Below are 19,134 nucleotides of genomic sequence, written 5' to 3' on the forward strand. Positions count from 1 at the left end.
TTTCAGGAATAAAAGTCAGTTAAGGCCTATCCATCAAATTTTGCCTTTCGCGAGGAGTGACGAGCAATGTTGCCAGCAGAAACCCAGCGCATCATCGACAAGCACGGGATCAAGTACGTGCTTGCGCAGTTTGTCGATATCCACGGTGCGGCAAAAACCAAATCCGTGCCGATCTGTGGGCTCAAGACCGTGGCCGAAGAGGGGGCGGGTTTTGCCGGTTTCGCCATCAGTGGCATGGGCATGGAACCTCACGGCCCGGATTTCATGGCCCGCGGTGATTTGTCCACGTTGACGCCAGTGCCTTGGCAACCGGGTTATGGCCGGGTGGTGTGTGTGGGTCATGTCAACGGCAAGCCGCACCCCTATGACAGTCGTTACGTATTGCAGCAGCAAATCCGCCGCCTGGAAGATAAAGGCTGGACACTCAACACCGGCCTGGAACCCGAGTTCAACCTGATGCGCCGCGACGGGCAGGGCAAGCTGCAACTGGTGGACCTCAGCGACAACCTCGACAAGCCTTGCTACGACTATAAAGGTCTATCGCGTTCCAGGGAGTTCCTCGAGCGACTGACCGAAGCCTTGCAGGCGGTGGATTTCGAGGTCTACCAAATCGACCACGAAGACGCCAACGGCCAATTCGAGATCAATTACACCTACAGCGATGCGATGACGTCGGCGGATCGCTTCACTTTCTTCCGAATGGCCGCCGGCGAGATCGCCAATGACCTTGGCATGATTTGCTCATTCATGCCCAAACCGGACCCGAAGCGCGCCGGCAATGGCATGCATTTCCACCTGTCGATCAGTAGCGCCGAGAACAAGAACCTGTTCCACGACGCCAGTGATCCGAGCGGTATGGGCCTGTCGAAAATGGCCTATCACTTCGCGGCCGGCCTGCTTGCCCATGGACCGGCGCTGTGTGCCTTCGCGGCACCGACGGTCAACTCCTACAAACGTCTGGTGGTGGGCAATTCGTTGTCCGGCGCGACCTGGGCGCCAGCCTTTATAGCTTTCGGTGCCAACAACCGTTCCGCGATGGTCCGGGTGCCTTATGGCCGACTGGAATTTCGTCTGCCGGACGCTGGCTGCAATCCTTATCTGGTCAGTGCGGCAATCATCGCCGCCGGGCTTGACGGTATCGACCGTCAACTGGAAATCGACAACGTCTGCAACGAAAACCTTTACAGCCTGAGCCTGGAACAGATCGCCGCACGCGGCATCAAGACCTTGCCGCAGTCGCTCAAGGAAGCCTGCGATGCGCTGGAGGCCGATCCGCTGTTCGCCGAAGTCCTGGGCCCGCAGATCGTTGGCGAATTCATCAAGCTCAAGCGCATGGAGTGGGTGGAGTACAGCCGCCATGTGAGTGACTGGGAGATCGCGCGCTACACAGAGTTTTTCTGAGGCTGTGGGCGGCAGCTACAAGCGTCAAGCCGCAAGTAAAAGCGGATTGGCGGTGTGTCACTGATATTTCTATCTATGCGGATTGCTTGCAGCTTGCAGCTCCCGAACGAAGTGAGGACTGTTTTTATGTGTGGAATCGTAGGTCTTTACCTGAAAAATCCGCAGCTGGAATCCCAGCTCGGCAAGCTCTTCGAACCCATGTTGCAGGCCATGACCGATCGTGGCCCGGACAGTGCCGGCTTCGCGATCTATGGCGATGAAGTCGCCGATGGCTGGGTCAAGCTGACCTTGCAGGCGACCACCGAGAACTTCGACTGGACATCCCTGATGGGGGAACTGGAAGGGCGTCTTGGCTGTTCGCTGGACTGGTTTCAGAACGCCAGCGCCGCCGTGCTGAAGATCCACGCTGATGAGGCACCGGTGCGTCTGGCCCTGGCCGAACTGGCGCCAGGCCTGCGGATCATGAGCGCCGGCCAGAGCATTGAAATCCTCAAAGGCATGGGGTTGCCCGAGGAAATTTCCCAACGCTTCGGCCTGGCCGGCATGAAAGGTAGCCATATCATTGGGCATACCCGCATGGCCACCGAAAGTGCGGTGACCATGGAAGGCAGCCACCCGTTTTCCACTGGCGCCGACCTGTGCCTGGTGCATAACGGCTCGCTGTCCAACCACTTCCGCCTGCGTCAGGAACTGAAACGCGAAGGCATCCAGTTCGAAACCGACAACGACACAGAAGTGGCCGCCGGTTATCTGACCTGGCGCCTGCAGCAGGGCGATTCGTTGAAAGAGGCACTGGATCATGCGCTGGAAGATCTCGATGGCTTCTTCACTTTCGCCATTGGCACCCRCAACGGCTTCGCGGTGATCCGCGACCCGATTGCCTGCAAGCCGGCGATCCTCGCCGAGACTGACGACTACGTTGCCATGGCGTCGGAGTATCAGGCGCTGTCGAGTCTGCCGGGCATTGAAAACGCCAGGATCTGGGAGCCGGAACCGGCCACCTTGTACATCTGGGAACGCGAGTCAGCTTAAGGAGCGCACACATGAAAACCATCGATCTTTCCACTGCCAGCGTGCGCGACCTCAATCAGGCGCTGCATGACCAAGTCAATGCTGTTGAAGACCGTGAATGGGTGGTGACCCATTCCAATGGCAAGCACAACCTCGCCGTCGGGGTGAACCAAGCCGTGTCTATCGATATCCAGGGGCATGCCGGCTACTACTGCGCGGGCATGAACCAAAAAGCGAGCATCACCGTGCACGGCAACGCCGGTGTGGGTGTCGCGGAAAACATGATGTCCGGTTATGTGCGGATCAAAGGCAGTGCGTCCCAGGCCGCCGGTGCCACCGCCCATGGCGGTCTGCTGGTGATCGAAGGTGACGCGGGTGCCCGTTGCGGGATTTCCATGAAAGGCATCGACATTGTGGTCGGCGGCAGCATTGGCCACATGAGCTGCTTCATGGGCCAGGCCGGGCGGTTGGTGGTGTGTGGCGATGCCGGCGATGCACTGGGCGATTCGCTGTACGAAACCCACATTTACGTGAAGGGCAGCGTCGCGTCCCTGGGTTCGGACTGCATCGAGAAAGAGATGCGCGCCGAGCACCTTGAGGAATTGCAGGTCCTGCTCAACCGCGCCGGTTTCGAACACAAAGCGGCTGACTTCAAGCGCTACGGTTCGGCCCGTCAGTTGTACAACTTCAAAGTCGATAACGCGTCCGCGTACTGATCCACGCGAGGAGAACAGATATGAGCGACCCAATTAGCCAAAAAGCAGCCCCTCCAGTACTGCGCGAGTCCGCGACTTTCGACCGCCTGACCATCCAGGAAATCCAGCGCGCCGCCGAGACTGGCATCTATGACATACGCGGCGGTGGCACCAAGCGTAAGGTCCCGCACTTCGACGACTTGCTGCTGCTCGGCGCCAGCGTGTCGCGTTATCCGCTGGAAGGCTATCGCGAAAAATGCGGCACCGATGTGATCCTCGGCAACCGATTTGCCAAGAAACCGATCCACCTGAAGATTCCGGTGACCATCGCCGGTATGAGTTTCGGTGCGTTGTCGGCCAATGCCAAGGAAGCCCTCGGCCGAGGCGCGACGATCGCCGGTACCAGCACCACCACCGGTGACGGCGGCATGACCCCGGAAGAGCGCGGGCAGTCACAGCATCTGGTCTATCAGTACCTGCCATCTCGCTATGGCATGAACCCGGACGACCTGCGCAAAGCCGACGCGATTGAAATCGTGCTGGGGCAGGGCGCCAAACCCGGTGGCGGCGGCATGTTGCTGGGGATGAAAGTCACCGAACGGGTGGCCGGCATGCGTACGTTGCCGATCGGCGTTGATCAGCGCAGCGCCTGTCGTCACCCGGACTGGACCGGCCCCGATGACTTGGCGATCAAGATCGCCGAGATCCGCGAAATCACCGACTGGGAAAAACCGATCTACGTGAAAATCGGCGCCAGCCGCCCGTACTACGACGTCAAACTGGCGGTTAAGGCCGGGGCCGACGTGATCGTGCTCGACGGCATGCAAGGCGGTACTGCCGCGACCCAGGAAGTGTTTATCGAACATGTGGGGATTCCGATTTTGCCGGCCATCCCGCAAGCGGTACAGGCTTTGCAAGAGATGGGCATGCATCGCAAGGTTCAATTGATTGTTTCCGGTGGTATTCGCAACGGCGCCGATGTGGCCAAGGCCATGGCGCTGGGCGCTGACGCGGTGGCCATCGGTACAGCTGCACTGATTGCACTGGGCGATAACCACCCGCGACTGAATGAAGAGCTGCAGAAAATTGGCTCGGCCGCAGGATTCTATGACGACTGGCAGAACGGCCGTGACCCGGCCGGGATCACCACGCAAGACCCGGAACTGTCCAAGCGCCTGGACCCGGTGGAAGGTGGTCGTCGTCTGGCTAACTACCTGCGAGTACTGGTGCTGGAAGCTCAGACCATGGCTCGGGCGTGCGGCAAGTCGCACCTGCATAACCTGGATCCGGAGGATCTGGTGGCGTTGACAGTGGAGTCGGCGGCCATGGCACGGGTGCCATTGGCGGGGACCAGCTGGATTCCGGGTTCTGGCAAGTACTGAGGACGGATCGTTCCAACGCTCCGCGTTGGAATGCCTCCGGGGACGCTCCGCGTCCCGAATCTGTGACGCAGAGCGTCACGGGCTGCATTCCCACGCAGGAGCGTGGGAACGATCAGAAGGGTTGTAGGCGTCAGATATTCGAAGAGACCACAACGGTCCGTCGCTTTGCCACTTGCTCTCTGCCGACACTTCCGATTTTTTTGCAGGAGCTTTGAACATGGTCAATCGTCTTCTCGGCAAAACCCTTCTTGGCTTATTAACGGCCGGCGCGCTCGTGCCCTTGGCGCAGGCAGCCGATGCACCAACTTTGAACACTGGCAGCACCGCTTGGATGGTCATGGCTGCGGTGCTGGTGTTGTTCATGTGTCTACCGGGGCTCGCCTTGTTCTACGGTGGTCTGGTGCGGGCAAAAAACATGCTGTCGCTGTTCACCCAATGCTTTGGTATCGCAGGCCTGGTGGGTGTTTTGTGGGTGGTTTACGGCTATAGCATGGTTGTCGACACGACCGGCATGGTTGAGGGCGAGGTGACGTTCAACAGCTTTGTGGGTGGCTTGAACCGGGCCTTTCTGGCTGGCATGACCCCGGAAAGCCTGGTGGGCGAGATCCCGGAAGGGGTCTTCGTGACCTTCCAGATGACTTTCGCCATTATCACGCCGGCGCTTATTGCCGGCGCATTTGCCGAGCGCATGAAGTTCTCAGCGGCGCTGTGGTTCATGGCGTTGTGGTTCACCCTCGTGTATGCCCCGGTGGCCCATATGGTGTGGGGTGGTTCGGGCGCCTTGATGCATAACTGGGGTGTTCTCGATTTTGCCGGCGGTACGGCGGTGCATATCAATGCCGGCGTTGCTGCGTTGGCGGCGTGCCTGATCCTCGGCAAGCGCAAGGGCTACCAGAATACGCCGATGCCGGCCCACAACTTGAGCCTGACCATGGCCGGTGCCGCCATGCTCTGGGTCGGCTGGTTCGGCTTCAATATCGGTTCGGGCGGTGGCCTGAGCGGCACGTCTGGCATCGTCATGCTCAACACTCAGCTGGGTGCATGCGCCGGGATTCTCGGTTGGATGTTCACCGAGTGGTTCAAGGTCGGCAAACCGAGCGCTTTGGGCCTGGCCAGTGGTGCCCTGGCCGGTCTGGTGGGGATCACGCCAGCGTGCGCTTACGTCGGTGTCGGCGGCGCACTGGCCATCGGTTTGTTGTGCGGGGTGTTCTGCTACTTGAGCGTTACCGTGTTGAAACGTCGTTTCGGCTATGACGACAGCCTCGACGTATTTGGTTTGCACGGTATCGGCGGGATGATCGGCGCAGTGTTGACCGGGGTGTTTTGCGTACCGTCCCTTGGCGGACTGGTCGAGGGCGTGACCATGGGCGCTCAAGTGGTGGCGCAAATCAAGGGCGTGCTGCTGACAACGGTTTATTGCTTCGCCATCAGTTGGATCATTCTCAAGGTGATCAACGCGGTGATCGGCTTGCGCGCCGATGAGTCGGTGGAGGAGATGGGGCTGGATCTGGCCGAGCACAATGAAAGTGCCTACAACCATTAAAGTGTCCTGAAACAGTGCAACGCCGGCCCATGGCCGGCGTTGTTGTTTCATGATTACTGCGACGCTTGATTCAACCCCGGCGCCCGCTTGCCGAGTTTCATCAGCCAGTAGTAACTCAAGGCCGGTACCAGCAAGCCGACCAGCCAAGCCAAGTCGACTCCGTCCAGCGCCGTGGCCACCGGGCCAACGTACAACGTGGTGTTCATGAACGGAACCTCAAGGGCAATCGCCAGCAGGAAACTGCCGCAAGCGATCCAGTTGACCCTTCCATAAATCCCGTTGAGGTCGAAGATGTCGTCGATCTGGTACTGGCCTTTTCGCAGGCAGTAGTAATCCACCAGATTGATTGCGGTCCAGGGGATCAGGAAGTAGCTCATGAAGAAAATGAAGTTAAGGAAGAAGGTGATGAAGTCGTCCTGACTGATCGTGCACAGCGCCGTCGCCACCAGGCTGATCACCAGCATGAACAGGCCACGCACCCGCGGTGTCACCTTGAGCCGGGCGAAAGGTTCGATCACGGTGATGGTCGACATGAACGCCCCGTACAGGTTGAACACGTTGATCGACACTTGGCCATAAACAATAAAGGCGAACAGCAGGATCGCGCCGCTGCCGAACAATCCGACGACATGGCCGCCGACGTTGCTGGAAAAGTCACTGATGCCGACGCTCAGGATTGCCCCGAGAATCATCATCCACGCACCGCCACTGACTGTGCCGGCGTAGCTGTACCAGAACACCTGAGCGGTTGGGGTGCTGCTTGGCAGGTAGCGCGAATAGTCAGCGACATAAGGCGCATAGGACAACTGCCAGGTCACGGCAATGCTCACCGCCACCAGAAACTTCGACAGCGAAAACCCGGTTGGCAGCCATTGTTCGGCGGGTATCGGCAGCTGCAAGGCAAACAGCGTGGCGGCTGCAAACACCAGCAGCGAAAGGATCGAGAGCAGCTTTTGCAAACGGTGAATCAGCCGATAGCCATACAGCGCAACGACGAAGCACAAGGCACCGATCAGGTAAATGTTGCCACTGGACGGCAACGGGCTGACGGACTCCAGCGCCTGGGCGGCGAGCAAGGTATTGCTGACGAAGAACCCCAGGTAGATGAGCATTACGAACAACAGCGGCAAGACGGCGCCCAGTACGCCGAACTGTGCGCGGCTCTGGATCATCTGCGGGATGCCCAGCTTCGGGCCCTGGGCTGAGTGGGACGCCATGAACACCGCCCCCACCAGCGAGCCGATGATGATTGCCAGCGCGCTCCAGAACAGGTTGAGCCCCATCACCACCGGCAGCACGCCGGACGCGATGGTGGTGATGTTCATGTTGGCACCGAACCAGATATAGAACAGCGAAGCGGGACGACCGTGGCGTTCGGTTTCGGGGATGAAATCGATGCTTCTTTTTTCGACTTGCATGGCGATTACTCCTGAGTCCGAACGAGGTGGGCTTGCAGACGGRCGATGGTGCCTGGCAGCTCATGGGGCTGATGGGCAAACATGTCCGGGTGCTCGGGATTCAGGCTGACGTAATCGAACTGTTGCAGTGCGCGCTGGCACTCGGTGCTGGTGAGGATTTCCAGGGAGTAGACCCAGTTGACCATAATCAGCAATGCCGAGTAATGACCCGCCAGGGTGGTCGTGGTGCAGGCGTCGCTGACCAGGCGAATGCGATAACCCAGGGCGAATGCGTCGAATACGCTGCTGAGGACACAGACATCGGTCAACAAGCCGCAGATGACCAACGTGTGGACATCCAGCGCCTTGAGTCGGGCGTCAAGGTCGGTGCGGTGAAAGGCACTGTAGCGGCCCTTGTCGATGATCAATTCACCGGGCTGCGGTGTCAGCGATTCGATGATTTCCACTTGTCGGGTACCGGCGCGATAGCTGCTGGGGCCACCGTCGGCGGCGAGGGGTTCACCGTGGGGCAAGTCACTGCCGCCGGCCTGATTGATGTGGCGGGTATAGATGACAGGCATCAGTTGGTGGCGGGCAGTCGCCAGCAGGGCGGCGGTATGGGCAACCACCGTGCTGAAGTTTTCGAGGACGAATCCGTCCTCCTGCTGCATGTCGATGATCAACAGCGCGTTGTTATTGTTCATTGAGCAAACCTGATCAAAGGCGAAACACAAAGCACCGCGCACGCCATGCAATGGCGAGGAGCAGGTGCGTGATTGGCTGTTCGGGTGGGCTCAGCGAACTAGTTGCCAGAAACCATTCTGCTTGGCTGAAACACTGGCGCGCAGGCGCTTGAAATGCAGGTGCGAAGCGGTCCATTCACCGCGCAGGTAAGCCCGCGCGGCGCCGGAGGGAAGGGCGAGTGATTGGAGACGACCATTATTGAACATGGGAATCGATCCTTGTGGGAGCGGCGGTGCGATGATTCGACTTGCTCATGAAGAGGACAGCTCATTCAACGTCCATGGCGACTGACCCGACGCTTTCGCGAGCAAGCCCCACAGGACAACGAGGTCATTCAGATGGCGCGCTTTATCGTTGACGTCCATCGCGAGCAGGCTCGCCCCCACAACGCAGAGTACTCAGCGGAACGCCGGGACCACGTGTTTGATAAACAGCTCCAGGGACTTTTTCTTCTCGGCGTGCGGCAGGCTGTTGTCGCACCAGAAGCTGAATTCGTCKACGCCCAGTTCCTGGTAGTACTTGATACGCGGAATGATTTCTTCTGGGGTGCCGATCATGGCGGTCTTGTGCAGGCTCTCCAGTTCGAACTCTGGACGGCCGGCAAATTTCTCCTCAGGGCTCGGCGCCAGGAAACCGTTGACCGGCGTTTCCTTGTTGCCGAACCAGGCATCGAAAGTGCGGTAAAACCTGGCGATGGCCTTGGCCCCGACTTTCCAGCCTTCAGGCTCGTCAACCGAGTGGACATGGGTGTGACGCAACACCATCAGTTGCGGGCGTGGCACGTCCGGGTTGTTGTCCAGGGCGGTCTGGAATTTGTTCTTCAGATCGAGGACTTCTTCGTCGCCCTTCATCAGCGGCGTGACCATGACGTTACAGCCGTTGGCCACTGCGAAGTTGTGTGAGTCCGGGTCGCGAGCGGCGATCCACATCGGCGGATTAGGCTTCTGGATCGGCTTCGGCACGCTGGTGGACGTTGGGAATTTCCAGATGTCGCCGTCATGGGCATAGTCGCCTTGCCACAGTGCGCGAACCACCGGAACCATTTCCCGCAATGCCTGACCGCCGGAAGAAGCAGGCATGCCGCCGGCCATCCGGTCGAACTCAACCTGATACGCGCCACGGGCCAGGCCGACTTCCATGCGACCGTTGCTGATCACGTCCAGCAATGCGCATTCACCGGCGACCCGCAACGGGTGCCAGAACGGCGCGATGATGGTACCGGCGCCCAAATGGATAGTGGTGGTCTTCGCAGCCAGGTAGGCCAACAGCGGCATCGGGCTTGGCGAGATGGTGTATTCCATGGCGTGGTGTTCGCCGATCCAGACGGTGCTGAAACCGCCGGCCTCGGCCATCAGGGTCAGCTCGGTCAAGTCTTCGAACAACTGGCGGTGGCTGACGCTTTCGTCCCAACGTTCCATGTGTACGAACAAGGAAAACTTCATGACGCTACCTCGGATTTTTTGTTGTCGGCCTGTCGACTGCGGGCCTGATGGTTATTGGTATACCATAATACGCATTTGGCGCAAATTATTTCCGGATCAGCTGACTCATGCATGGACGGGCAGGGCGCCCATCTTGCCGTGGCAATACACCAAGGGTCCGGTGTTTTGCTGTGGCACGATCAGATTCTTCACGGCACCCACCATGATTGCGTGATCGCCGCCTTCATATTCGCGCCACAACTCGCACTCGATGACCGCCGTAGCGTTGGCCAGAATGGGATTGCCCAGTTCGCTCAAGGTCCATTCGATACCTTGCGCCTTGTCCTTGCCTTTTCGCGCGAACGCATAGGCTTCGCTCTGCTGGCCGCCGGAAAGCACGTGAATGGCAAAGCGTTTGTTCTTGATCAGAACGGGATAGGAGTCGGAACTGTAGTTCGGGCAAAACAGCACCAAGGCCGGGTCCATGGACAGCGAGCTGAAGGCGCTAGCGGTCAGGCCGACGATTTGACCGTCGTCATCCAGCGTGGTGATCACCGTTACGCCGGACGGGAACGAGCCCATGACTTGTTTGTAGATGGCGGCATCGATCATTGGACGGTCCTCGGGTGGTGAAACGTGTTTTTATCGGTTTGTAGGTCTGATGGTATACCGTAATACATCGTTTGCAAGTGCTTTTTCTGTGGACCGATAAACGTACACCTTTGGTCTAAAAGACAGCATTTACGGGGGTTTAAGCCAGGAAGCGTGTGCACTTGTACGGGAGGATAGCGGATCAGATGGATGCGCAAAGACCGAATCAGTCTTGTGAAAAAGTTGGAATACCATAATATGGTAAGCATCTGAGGGGTGCCAAGATGTGCCCCCGGTTTGGCTTCATACAACGATAAGAACAGACAAACTCGAGTTCATGCATATGTCCCAGATGTCCCGGCAAGATCCGTTGATCGAGAATCACACGGTCGATTACGTTCCACTCGCAGAGCGCCACGGGAAGGCCCGCGATCTTTTCACCTTATGGTTCAGCACCAACATTGCTCCGTTGCCTATCGTCACGGGTGCCATGGTGGTTCAGGTGTTCCATCTCGACCTGTTCTGGGGGCTGTTGGCGATAGCGCTGGGGCACATGGTCGGCGGGCTGGTGATTGCCCTCGCATCGGCTCAGGGACCGCGCATGGGCATTCCGCAAATGGTGCAGAGCCGCGGCCAGTTCGGGCGTTATGGAGCGCTGCTGATCGTATTCTTTGCCGCACTGATCTACGTCGGTTTCTTCATCTCCAACATCGTGTTGGCCGGCAAGTCGATTGTCGGAATTGCACCCTCAGTCCCGGTCCCGGCAAGCATCCTCATCGGCGCCCTTAGCGCTACCGCGATCGGGGTGATTGGTTACCGCTTCATTCACACCCTTAACCGCATCGGCACCTGGGTTATGGGCAGTGCCTTGCTTGCCGGGTTCCTCTATATTTTCGCCCATGACCTGCCGGCGGATTTCTTCACTCGCGGCGGGTTCAACCTGTCCGGCTGGCTGGCCACGGTGTCCCTGGGAATCATCTGGCAGATCAGCTTCTCGCCTTATGTGTCCGACTACTCGCGCTACCTGCCGGCCGATATCGGCATCGCCCGTCCGTTCTTCGCCACTTATCTGGGCGCAACCCTGGGCACGATCCTGTCGTTTACCTTCGGCGCGGTGGCGGTACTCGCGACCCCTGAAGGCACCGAAGCCATGGCGGCGGTGAAGCAATCCACCGGGTGGCTGGGGCCGATTCTGATGGTGCTGTTCCTGCTCAATATCATCAGTCACAACGCCTTGAATCTGTATGGTGCGGTGCTGTCGATCATCACCTCGATCCAGACCTTCGCCAGTCAATGGACGCCAAGCATCAAGGTTCGTGTGGTGTTGTCGAGTGTGGTGTTGGCAGGTTGTTGTGTAGTGGCGCTGGGGGCTTCGGCAGATTTCATTTCGCAGTTCATCGGACTCATCCTCGCGCTGCTGTTAGTGCTGGTTCCATGGGCTTCGATCAACTTGATCGACTTCTATGTGATCAAGCGCGGGTGTTATGACATTGCCTCGATCTTTCGTGCGGATGGCGGGATTTATGGGCGGTTCAATTGGCATGCAATCGTGGCGTATTTCATCGGGATTATTGTGCAGCTGCCGTTTGCCAATACGTCGTTGTATGTGGGGCCGTATGCCAATCTGGTCGAGGGTGCGGATCTGTCGTGGTTGGTGGGGTTGGTGGTGACTTGTCCGCTCTACTATTGCATGGCTACGCGGGGGCAGGCTCGGCAGAGCAGGGCTTCGGGGTTGAGTTATACCCGTTGATTTAAGTTTTTCTGGAATGCCCGGCTATTTGCCGGGCATTTTTGTTTGGGTTCTTTAATCCTGTACATATCCATTCCTGCGGTAACGGCTGCTAACGGTTTCGCTCTTACATCGAGTCACTTTGGAAAAGCCTGCGCGGCCCGGCGCAAAGTAACCAAAGCGCTTCTGCCCCTCTCGAGGGGGCGGTGCGTCAAAATCAAAAGCTGCAAGCGAGCTAACGCGCGGCCTGATGAGTGGTGAAAAGCAAAAGCCGTACGCCGATCCATTGTGGGAGCTGGCCTGCCAGCGAAGGCGGCCTGACAGCTGGCCAATCGCTCAGGGATGTACCCAGTCCAACTGTGGGAGCGGGCTTGCTCGCGAAGCTGTTGATCTTGCCGTTGCCGTTGCCGTTGCTTCGGCTTTTGATCTTGATCTTGATCTGTTGCCCCTTACCCAGAGGCCGAACGCAGGCGTTGCGCAGGGGGCACCGCGGCAAGGATGCCGCGGTAGCCGCCCCCGGCCATGGATGGCCGATGGCGGCGGGCCCCCGGAGCAATGCCGGAGTGAGGGCATGCCGAGCCTAAGCGGGGCACCGAATGGAGGGGCAAAGCCTTTTGCTTACTTTTCGGCGTCTGGAAAAGTGAGTCGCTGTAAGAGCTAAACCGCCAGCGGCCGTTACCGAAGAAACGGATATGCCCCCCAATTCAAAAGCAAAAAAAAGGGCCCCCACAACCCGACGTTGCGGCGACCCAAGAGTGACACTTAACTAGCAGCCCACCGCCGTGAACATCAAAAATCAATGCGCCCCAGCAGCCTTGTTCAAATCGCTCTCAGCCCATTCGGTATAAACGCAGGCATCCGCAGTAGCCCAGCGCACACGCACCGGATCACCCGCTTTCATTGGCATGCCGGCGGCTGAAAGTGCCTTGACTGTCATCGACGTACCGCCCGAAGTCACTACGCTGCAAGTCTGGCTCTCACCCAGGAACAACACCTCAACGACTTTGGCAGAGACTTCATTCCAGCCCGCAGCCAGTGGTTCCTGAGCGGCTTGCTCATTACTCAGCGCCAACGCTTTCTCCGGCCGCACCATCAGCAACACATCCTGATTGGTTTGCAGGCCAGCGGTCAGGCGGATCGACAGCGATTGCCCTTCAAACGAAGCCACTGCGTTGCCCTGGGCCTTCAACTTGAGGAAGTTCGAGTTACCGAGGAACGAGGCGACGAATGCATTCGGCGGGTTCTGGTACAAGTCATAGCCAGTGCCCAGACCGACGATCTTGCCGTGACTGAAAATCGCGATGCGTTGGGACAAACGCATGGCTTCTTCCTGGTCGTGGGTCACATAGACAATGGTGATGCCCAAACGCCGATGCAGTTGGCGCAATTCATCCTGCAAGTCTTCGCGCAGCTTTTTATCCAGCGCACCCAGAGGTTCATCCATCAATAGAATGCGTGGCTCATAGACCAGCGCCCGGGCGATGGCGACGCGTTGTTGCTGGCCTCCGGAGAGTTGCGAAGGGCGGCGATGGGCGAATTGTTCAAGTTGCACAAGCTTGAGCATTGCATCGACCCGACGTTCACGCTCAGCGGTGGCCAACTTGCGAATCGCCAACGGGAAAGCGATGTTGTCGCGCACTGACAAGTGCGGAAACAACGAGTAGCGCTGAAACACCATGCCGATGTCACGCTTGTGTGGCGGCACGTTGACCAGCGACTGGCCATTGACCAGGATCTCGCCGCTGCTCGGCGTTTCGAAACCGGCCAGCATCGACAGGGTGGTACTTTTGCCGGAGCCGCTGGAGCCGAGGAAGGTGAGGAATTCACCGTCCTTGATGTCCAGCGAGATGTTGTCCACGGCGGCAAAGTCGCCGTAGTGCTTGTTCAGGTTGCGCAGGCTGACCAGCGGCTGGTCATTCTGTTGAGCGGAATCTTTGATCACTGCACTCATGTCGTACTCCTGCGCGCTCAGGCGCTGATTTCATTGCGCCGGCGCAGTGCGGCGGCGATCACCATGACCAATACCGAGAGGCCGATCAGCAGCGTCGAGGCGACGGCGATCACGGGCGTCAGGTCCTGGCGCAGGGTGGTCCACATTTTCACGGGAAGGGTTTGCAGGGTCGGGCTGGCCATCATCACACTCAGCACCACTTCGTCCCACGACACCAGGAACGCAAACAGGGCACCGGCGACCATGCCCGGACGGATCGCTGGAAACGTCACCTTGAACACCGCTTGTAGGCGTGATGCACCGCAGATCACTGCGGCATCCTCGATCGACTGGTCGAACAGCTTCAGCGAGTTGATGATCGAGATGATGGTGAACGGCAACGCAACGATGACGTGGCTGACCACGAAAGCGAACATCGTGCCGGTGTAGCCCAGTTTAAGGAACAGGGCGTACACCGCCACGGCGATGATCACCAAGGGCACGATCATCGGCAGGGTGAACAAGCCATAGAGCATTTCCCGGCCAGGGAAGCGGCCGCRCACCAACGCAAATGCAGTGGGCAGGCCCAGGGCCACGGCGAAGAACGTCGTCAGCACGGCCACCTTGAGGCTGGCCATTGCAGCGTTCATCCAGTCGGCGTTGGAGAAGAACTGGCCGTACCATTTGAGCGTCCAGCCGGGTGGCGGGAATACCAGCCATTGCGACGATCCGAACGACAGCAGCACGATGAACACGATCGGCAGCAAAAGGAACAGACCGATCAGCCCGGTGGTGGCATACAGGCCGAAGCGCATCCGACGGCTCATGGCATTAGGGGTCAGGAGCATGACGGCTTACCTCGCGTTGCTGGCGCCAACCGGGGATTCCGGTTGAAGCTTCAGGTAGAAGTAGAACAACACCAGCGTAATGACGATCAGCAACGCGGCTCCGGCGCTCGCCAGACCCCAGTTGAGGAACGACTGCACCTGCTGAATGATGAACTCGGGCAGCATCATGTTCTGCGCACCGCCCAGCAGCGCCGGGGTGACGTAGTAACCGAGAGACATCACAAACACCATCAGGCCGCCGGAGAACAGGCCCGGCCGGCACAGCGGCAGGAACACCCGGAAAAAGTTGGTCCAGGGACTGGCACCGCAGATCGAGCCGGCTTGCAGAATCATCGGGTCGATCGCCTGCATGGTGGCCTGCAGCGGCAATACGATGAATGGGATCATGATGTAGCTCATGCCGATCACCACGCCGGTGAGGTTATGCACCATCTCCAATGGTTGATCGATGATGCCCATCGCCATCAACGCCTTGTTGATGACCCCCGACGCTTGCAGCAGCACAAGCCAGGAGTAGGTACGGGCAAGGAGGCTGGTCCACATCGACAACAGCACGATGTTGAGAATCCAGCGACCCCAGCCACGCGGCACCAGCGTAATTGCCCAGGCCAGCGGAAAACCCAAAAGCAGGCTGAACAGTGTCACCAGGCCGGCCACCGAGAAGGTGTTGAGCAGTACACGGGCATACGCCGAGTTGGCGAACAGTTGTTCGTAGTTGCCCAACCCCGGCACCGGTTCAAGCACGCCACGCAGCAGCAGGCCAATCAACGGCGCCAGAAAAAACAGGCCGAGGAACAGCAGGGCGGGGATCAGGTTGCTCGAACCACGCCAGCGTTGTGCCAGAGTCGGGGATTGCCTCATCACAGCCGCCTTGCCGAGGGCCGGTCCGGCAGCGCCATTGGCGCTACCGGTTGCAGTGGGTTGAGGGGACGCGGATACCGTCATTTTCATTTGACCAGCCATTCGTTCCACCGTGTCGCGATGGCAGGACCATTCTTGGCCCAATACGCGAAATCAAGAGTGATCTGATCCTTAGCGTAGGCAGTCGGCAGGTTAGGTGCCAAAGCTGAATCCAGGAGCGCGACGCTGTCGACGTTGACCGGCGCGTAGGCGGTCAGGTTGGAGAAGTCGGCCTGGCCCTTGGCACTGCTGGCGTTAGCCAGGAACTTCATCGCGGCGTCCTTGTTTTTCGAACCTTTGGGAATGACCAGAATGTCGGCCATGACCAGGTTCTGTTTCCAGCTCACGCCAACAGGGGCGCCGTCTTCTTGCAGCGCGTGAATTCGGCCGTTCCAGAACTGACCCATGCTCGCTTCGCCGGAGGCCAGCAACTGTTGCGATTGAGCGCCGCCGCCCCACCAGACGATGTCTTTCTTGATGGTGTCGAGTTTCTTGAAGGCCCGATCCAGGTCTAGCGGATAGAGTTTGTCCGCGGCAACGCCGTCAGCCAGCAGCGCCAGTTCCAGAACGCCTGGGCTTGGCCATTTATAGAGTGCGCGTTTGCCAGGGTAGGTCTTGGTGTCGAACAACGAGGACCAGTCCTGGGGTTTTTTGCCGCCGAGCTTGCTTTCGTTGTAGCCGAGGACGAAGGAGAAAAAGAACGAGCCGACGCCGTGATCGGAGACGAACCGCGGGTCGATCTTATCCCGTTCAATGACTTTGAAATCGAGGGGTTCGAGCAGGCCTTCGGCGGCGGCGCGCAAGGCGAAGTCAGCTTCGACATCCACCACGTCCCACTGCACGTTGCCGCTTTCGACCATGGCTTTGAGTTTGCCATAGTCGGTCGGGCCATCCTGGACCACGGTGATGCTGCTGGCCTTGCTGAACGGATCGGCCCAGGCTTGCTTTTGCGCATCCTGAGTGCTGCCGCCCCAACTGACAAAGTTGACGCTTTCAGCGGCCATTGCCACGTGACTGGCCGTGGCCAGCAGGCCCGCGAACAGTACTGCGGTTGCACGTTTGTTCAACACCATTTTCACGCCCTCATTTGTTGTGTTTTTGAGCGGGCTTGGTAATGCCCGCCTATCGGGAGCAGTAGGTCCATCTGGCCTTAAAAGGCGACCGTGCCAAGAACTGTTATTGGTGCTTTCCCTGATGGGCGCACTTGGCCAAATCGTTCGGTCTATGGAATATCATATTATGGTATTCCAAACTTTGTGCAAGCACTTTGCCGTACCGGCTATCAGCCAAATCGGGGTTTTTGAGCTGCGGGCGTAGCACTCAACGCAATCCCTGTGGGAGCGACGATTCGACCTGCTCGCGAAGAGGGTGTGTCAGTCGACATACGTGCTGCCGGGTACATCGCCTTCGCGAGCAGGTCGAATCGTCGCACCGTCGCTCCCACAGGTAATTGCGCTAAACCGAGAGTCACTGTGTAAACGGGATGCTCTCCACCACCTCCAAGTCGTACCCGGTCAAACCCGCGTATTTGAGCGGTGGCCCGAGATGACGCAGTTTGCCCACGCCCAGGTCTTGCAGGATCTGCGCCCCAGTCCCTACTTCAGAATAGATGCGTGACTGCGAACGGCTGAACTGGCGAGGCGGTTGAGTGAGTTGCGGTACGCGCTCGAGCAATGCCTGTGACGACTCATGGTTGGCCAACACCACCACCACGCCACGACCTTCTTCGGCAATCCGTTGCAATGCGGCCCATAGCGTCCAGTTGGTCGGACCGCTGTACTCGGCACCCACCAGGTCGCGTAGCGGATCAATCACGTGCACGCGCACCAGCGTTGGCTCATCCCGGTGCAAATTGCCCATTACCATGGCCATGTGCACGCCGCCTTCGATGCGATCCTCAAAGGTGATCAGACGAAAGGTGCCGTGCACGGTCGGCAGCTCGCGTTCACCGATGCGCACCACGGTGTGTTCGGTGCTCAGGCGGTAGTGAATCAGGTCGGCGATGGTGCCTATCCTGATGCCGTGCTTGCGCGCGAACACTTCCAGGTCCGGACGACGGGCCATAGTGCCGTCATCGTTCATGACTTCGACGATCACCGAGGCCGGCGTGAAGCCTGCCAGGCGTGCCAGGTCGCAGCCAGCCTCGGTATGACCGGCGCGGGTCAGCACGCCGCCTTCCTTGGCGCGCAATGGAAAGATGTGACCCGGCTGCACCAGATCGGCGGGCCCGGCATTCGGGGCAACGGCTGCCGCTACGGTGCGCGCGCGGTCCGCCGCAGAGATGCCGGTGGTCACGCCGGTGGCGGCCTCGATGGACACGGTGAACGCGGTGCTGAACACACTGCCATTGCTGGGAACCATTTGCTCCAGCCCCAGACGTTGGCAGTGGTCGTCGGTCAACGTCAGGCAAATCAGGCCGCGCGCTTCGCGGGCCATGAAGCTGATGGCTTGGGCTGTGCAACAGTCAGCTGCCAGTAACAGGTCGCCTTCATTTTCCCGGTCTTCGTCATCGACCAGCAGCACCATTTTGCCTTGGCGGTAGTCTTCGATAATTTCTTCGATGCTGTTGAAGGCCATGTCGGGATTCTCAGTGTTTGATGGAAATATTTTGTGGTATACCATAATACAAAATTAACCGAGAGGTCACTATGAAGGCGTACTGGATTGCTCACGTGGATGTCACCGACCCCGATCAATACAGCCAATACACCCAGCGGGCACCGCAGGCATTTGCCGAATATGGCGGTCGGCTACTGGCGCGCGGCGGGCGCAGTGAGGCGATGGAAGGTAGGCCGACGCCGCAACGCAGCGTGGTGATTGAATTCGACTCTTACGAACAGGCGCTGGCGTGCTATCACTCAGCGCTTTATCAGGAAGCGAAAGGACATCGTGAGGGTGTGGCGAGGGCAGAAGTGATCATCGTAGAAGGCTTGCCGCCACCGTAATGCGCACCACGCAGGCGTCTACAGAGAATAGCTTTAGCGGATGAAGTGAATCTTCCCGCTATCGTCGTTGCCGATGTAGATGCCATACACGCCGGCCTGCCGTTCCTCGATGTAACGCTCGAGGATCTGCCGGATCGCCGGGTAATAGATGCTGTCCCAAGGGATGTCCTCGGGTGCAAAGAATTTGTAGTCGAGGGTTTCCGGCCCAAATTGGCCGGTGATTTCCAGGGCGATGGCGCGGAAGATGATGTACACCTCGCTGATCTTCGGCACGCTGAAGATCGAGTAGGGTGAGAGGATTTCGCCTCGCACGCCACTCTCTTCCCAGACTTCGCGCAACGCTGCCTGCTCGGTGGTTTCGCCGGCTTCCATGAAGCCCGCTGGTAGCGTCCAGGTGCCGGGGCGCGGAGGAATCGCGCGTTGGCACAGCAAGTACTTGCCGTCCTGCTCGATGATGCAGCCGGCAATGATTTTCGGATTGATGTAGTGGATGTAGCCGCAGCCGCGGCACATCAGTCGCTCGTGCGTATCGCCCGGCGGTTGCTGCTGACCGAGGTCATTGCTGCCACACTTTGGACAAAAGCTCGGGCTGAACAT

General features: G+C 58.9%; 18 protein-coding genes. 7 read left to right on the forward strand and 11 right to left on the reverse strand.

The features are described from left to right. The first annotated feature begins 66 nt into the window (after positions 1–66). The 5 genes from glnT to AC1DRJ_RS03230 all read left to right on the forward strand — a co-directional run bounded on the left by glnT (position 67) and on the right by AC1DRJ_RS03230 (position 6,032). On the forward strand, positions 67–1,401 hold the full coding sequence (gene glnT / locus AC1DRJ_RS03210) for a type III glutamate--ammonia ligase (RefSeq protein ID WP_477800797.1): 1,335 nt from the start codon (positions 67–69) through the stop codon (positions 1,399–1,401). A 126-nt stretch (positions 1,402–1,527) separates the two neighbouring features. Continuing rightward, positions 1,528–2,433 carry a class II glutamine amidotransferase gene (locus tag AC1DRJ_RS03215; RefSeq protein WP_477800798.1) on the forward strand — a complete coding sequence of 302 codons (906 nt, stop codon included), beginning with the start codon at positions 1,528–1,530 and terminating at the stop codon, positions 2,431–2,433. An 11-nt stretch (positions 2,434–2,444) separates the two neighbouring features. Further along, positions 2,445–3,128: a protein glxC gene (locus AC1DRJ_RS03220; RefSeq protein ID WP_477800799.1), complete on the forward strand. Its 684-nt coding sequence runs from the start codon at positions 2,445–2,447 to the stop codon at positions 3,126–3,128. A 20-nt stretch (positions 3,129–3,148) separates the two neighbouring features. Then, positions 3,149–4,489, forward strand: a complete 1,341-nt coding sequence (locus AC1DRJ_RS03225) for an FMN-binding glutamate synthase family protein (protein WP_477800800.1) — start codon at positions 3,149–3,151, stop codon at positions 4,487–4,489. Between the two features lie 217 nt (positions 4,490–4,706). Further along, positions 4,707–6,032 (forward strand): ammonium transporter, encoded by a 1,326-nt coding sequence (locus AC1DRJ_RS03230; protein ID WP_477800801.1) that lies wholly within the window; start codon positions 4,707–4,709, stop codon positions 6,030–6,032. A 53-nt stretch (positions 6,033–6,085) separates the two neighbouring features. Here the strand turns inward: AC1DRJ_RS03230 and AC1DRJ_RS03235 are convergent, their stop codons facing one another. The 5 genes from AC1DRJ_RS03235 to AC1DRJ_RS03255 form a co-directional block, all read right to left on the reverse strand. Then, complete coding sequence (locus AC1DRJ_RS03235) at positions 6,086–7,450, reverse strand: purine-cytosine permease family protein (RefSeq protein ID WP_477800802.1); 1,365 nt, start codon at positions 7,448–7,450, stop codon at positions 6,086–6,088. A gap of 5 nt (positions 7,451–7,455) precedes the next feature. After that, positions 7,456–8,133 carry a cysteine hydrolase family protein gene (locus AC1DRJ_RS03240; RefSeq protein WP_477800803.1) on the reverse strand — a complete coding sequence of 226 codons (678 nt, stop codon included), beginning with the start codon at positions 8,131–8,133 and terminating at the stop codon, positions 7,456–7,458. Positions 8,134–8,223: 90 nt separating this feature from the next. Further along, positions 8,224–8,379: a hypothetical protein gene (locus AC1DRJ_RS03245; RefSeq protein ID WP_477800804.1), complete on the reverse strand. Its 156-nt coding sequence runs from the start codon at positions 8,377–8,379 to the stop codon at positions 8,224–8,226. A 192-nt stretch (positions 8,380–8,571) separates the two neighbouring features. Continuing rightward, positions 8,572–9,615 (reverse strand): LLM class flavin-dependent oxidoreductase, encoded by a 1,044-nt coding sequence (locus AC1DRJ_RS03250; protein WP_477790204.1) that lies wholly within the window; start codon positions 9,613–9,615, stop codon positions 8,572–8,574. A 105-nt stretch (positions 9,616–9,720) separates the two neighbouring features. Then, positions 9,721–10,206: a flavin reductase family protein gene (locus tag AC1DRJ_RS03255; RefSeq protein ID WP_477800805.1), complete on the reverse strand. Its 486-nt coding sequence runs from the start codon at positions 10,204–10,206 to the stop codon at positions 9,721–9,723. Between the two features lie 322 nt (positions 10,207–10,528). On the opposite strand from AC1DRJ_RS03255, the gene AC1DRJ_RS03260 reads away from it, so the two are divergent. Next, complete coding sequence (locus AC1DRJ_RS03260) at positions 10,529–11,935, forward strand: purine-cytosine permease family protein (RefSeq protein ID WP_477800806.1); 1,407 nt, start codon at positions 10,529–10,531, stop codon at positions 11,933–11,935. Positions 11,936–12,710: 775 nt separating this feature from the next. On the opposite strand, the gene AC1DRJ_RS03265 is transcribed toward AC1DRJ_RS03260, so the two are convergent. From AC1DRJ_RS03265 to ribBA, 5 genes are all read right to left on the reverse strand, one after another. Then, positions 12,711–13,865 carry an ABC transporter ATP-binding protein gene (locus tag AC1DRJ_RS03265; protein ID WP_477800807.1) on the reverse strand — a complete coding sequence of 385 codons (1,155 nt, stop codon included), beginning with the start codon at positions 13,863–13,865 and terminating at the stop codon, positions 12,711–12,713. Positions 13,866–13,882: 17 nt separating this feature from the next. After that, on the reverse strand, positions 13,883–14,692 hold the full coding sequence (locus AC1DRJ_RS03270) for an ABC transporter permease (protein WP_477800808.1): 810 nt from the start codon (positions 14,690–14,692) through the stop codon (positions 13,883–13,885). A 6-nt stretch (positions 14,693–14,698) separates the two neighbouring features. Next, complete coding sequence (locus AC1DRJ_RS03275) at positions 14,699–15,655, reverse strand: ABC transporter permease (RefSeq protein ID WP_477800809.1); 957 nt, start codon at positions 15,653–15,655, stop codon at positions 14,699–14,701. After that, complete coding sequence (locus tag AC1DRJ_RS03280; protein WP_477800810.1) at positions 15,640–16,665, reverse strand: ABC transporter substrate-binding protein; 1,026 nt, start codon at positions 16,663–16,665, stop codon at positions 15,640–15,642. The genes AC1DRJ_RS03275 and AC1DRJ_RS03280 overlap by 16 nt, the downstream gene beginning before the upstream one ends. 394 nt (positions 16,666–17,059) lie before the next feature. Next, positions 17,060–18,169, reverse strand: a complete 1,110-nt coding sequence (gene ribBA / locus AC1DRJ_RS03285) for a bifunctional 3,4-dihydroxy-2-butanone-4-phosphate synthase/GTP cyclohydrolase II (RefSeq protein WP_477800811.1) — start codon at positions 18,167–18,169, stop codon at positions 17,060–17,062. A 71-nt stretch (positions 18,170–18,240) separates the two neighbouring features. Here ribBA and AC1DRJ_RS03290 point away from each other — a divergent pair, with 71 nt between their 5' ends. Continuing rightward, complete coding sequence (locus AC1DRJ_RS03290) at positions 18,241–18,537, forward strand: DUF1330 domain-containing protein (protein ID WP_477800812.1); 297 nt, start codon at positions 18,241–18,243, stop codon at positions 18,535–18,537. A 33-nt stretch (positions 18,538–18,570) separates the two neighbouring features. Here AC1DRJ_RS03290 and AC1DRJ_RS03295 read toward each other — a convergent pair whose 3' ends face one another. Further along, the gene (locus AC1DRJ_RS03295) at positions 18,571–19,134 is read right to left on the reverse strand and encodes an NUDIX hydrolase (protein ID WP_477800813.1); all 564 of its coding nucleotides are present in this window, start codon (positions 19,132–19,134) and stop codon (positions 18,571–18,573) included.

Source organism: Pseudomonas sp. P5_B2 (assembly GCF_056400445.1).

Excerpts from the sequence above, each read along its gene's own strand:
- AC1DRJ_RS03260 (WP_477800806.1), top strand. The coding sequence starts at position 10,529 with ATGTCCCAGATGTCCCGGCAAGATCCGTTGATCGAGAATCACACGGTC.
- AC1DRJ_RS03235 (WP_477800802.1), bottom strand. The coding sequence starts at position 7,450 with ATGCAAGTCGAAAAAAGAAGCATCGATTTCATCCCCGAAACCGAACGC.
- AC1DRJ_RS03265 (WP_477800807.1), bottom strand. The coding sequence starts at position 13,865 with ATGAGTGCAGTGATCAAAGATTCCGCTCAACAGAATGACCAGCCGCTG.
- AC1DRJ_RS03245 (WP_477800804.1), bottom strand. The coding sequence starts at position 8,379 with ATGTTCAATAATGGTCGTCTCCAATCACTCGCCCTTCCCTCCGGCGCC.
- AC1DRJ_RS03225 (WP_477800800.1), top strand. The coding sequence starts at position 3,149 with ATGAGCGACCCAATTAGCCAAAAAGCAGCCCCTCCAGTACTGCGCGAG.
- ribBA (WP_477800811.1), bottom strand. The coding sequence starts at position 18,169 with ATGGCCTTCAACAGCATCGAAGAAATTATCGAAGACTACCGCCAAGGC.
- AC1DRJ_RS03275 (WP_477800809.1), bottom strand. The coding sequence starts at position 15,655 with ATGGCTGGTCAAATGAAAATGACGGTATCCGCGTCCCCTCAACCCACT.
- AC1DRJ_RS03255 (WP_477800805.1), bottom strand. The coding sequence starts at position 10,206 with ATGATCGATGCCGCCATCTACAAACAAGTCATGGGCTCGTTCCCGTCC.
- glnT (WP_477800797.1), top strand. The coding sequence starts at position 67 with ATGTTGCCAGCAGAAACCCAGCGCATCATCGACAAGCACGGGATCAAG.
- AC1DRJ_RS03220 (WP_477800799.1), top strand. The coding sequence starts at position 2,445 with ATGAAAACCATCGATCTTTCCACTGCCAGCGTGCGCGACCTCAATCAG.
- AC1DRJ_RS03295 (WP_477800813.1), bottom strand. The coding sequence starts at position 19,134 with ATGTTCAGCCCGAGCTTTTGTCCAAAGTGTGGCAGCAATGACCTCGGT.
- AC1DRJ_RS03280 (WP_477800810.1), bottom strand. The coding sequence starts at position 16,665 with ATGGTGTTGAACAAACGTGCAACCGCAGTACTGTTCGCGGGCCTGCTG.
- AC1DRJ_RS03290 (WP_477800812.1), top strand. The coding sequence starts at position 18,241 with ATGAAGGCGTACTGGATTGCTCACGTGGATGTCACCGACCCCGATCAA.
- AC1DRJ_RS03230 (WP_477800801.1), top strand. The coding sequence starts at position 4,707 with ATGGTCAATCGTCTTCTCGGCAAAACCCTTCTTGGCTTATTAACGGCC.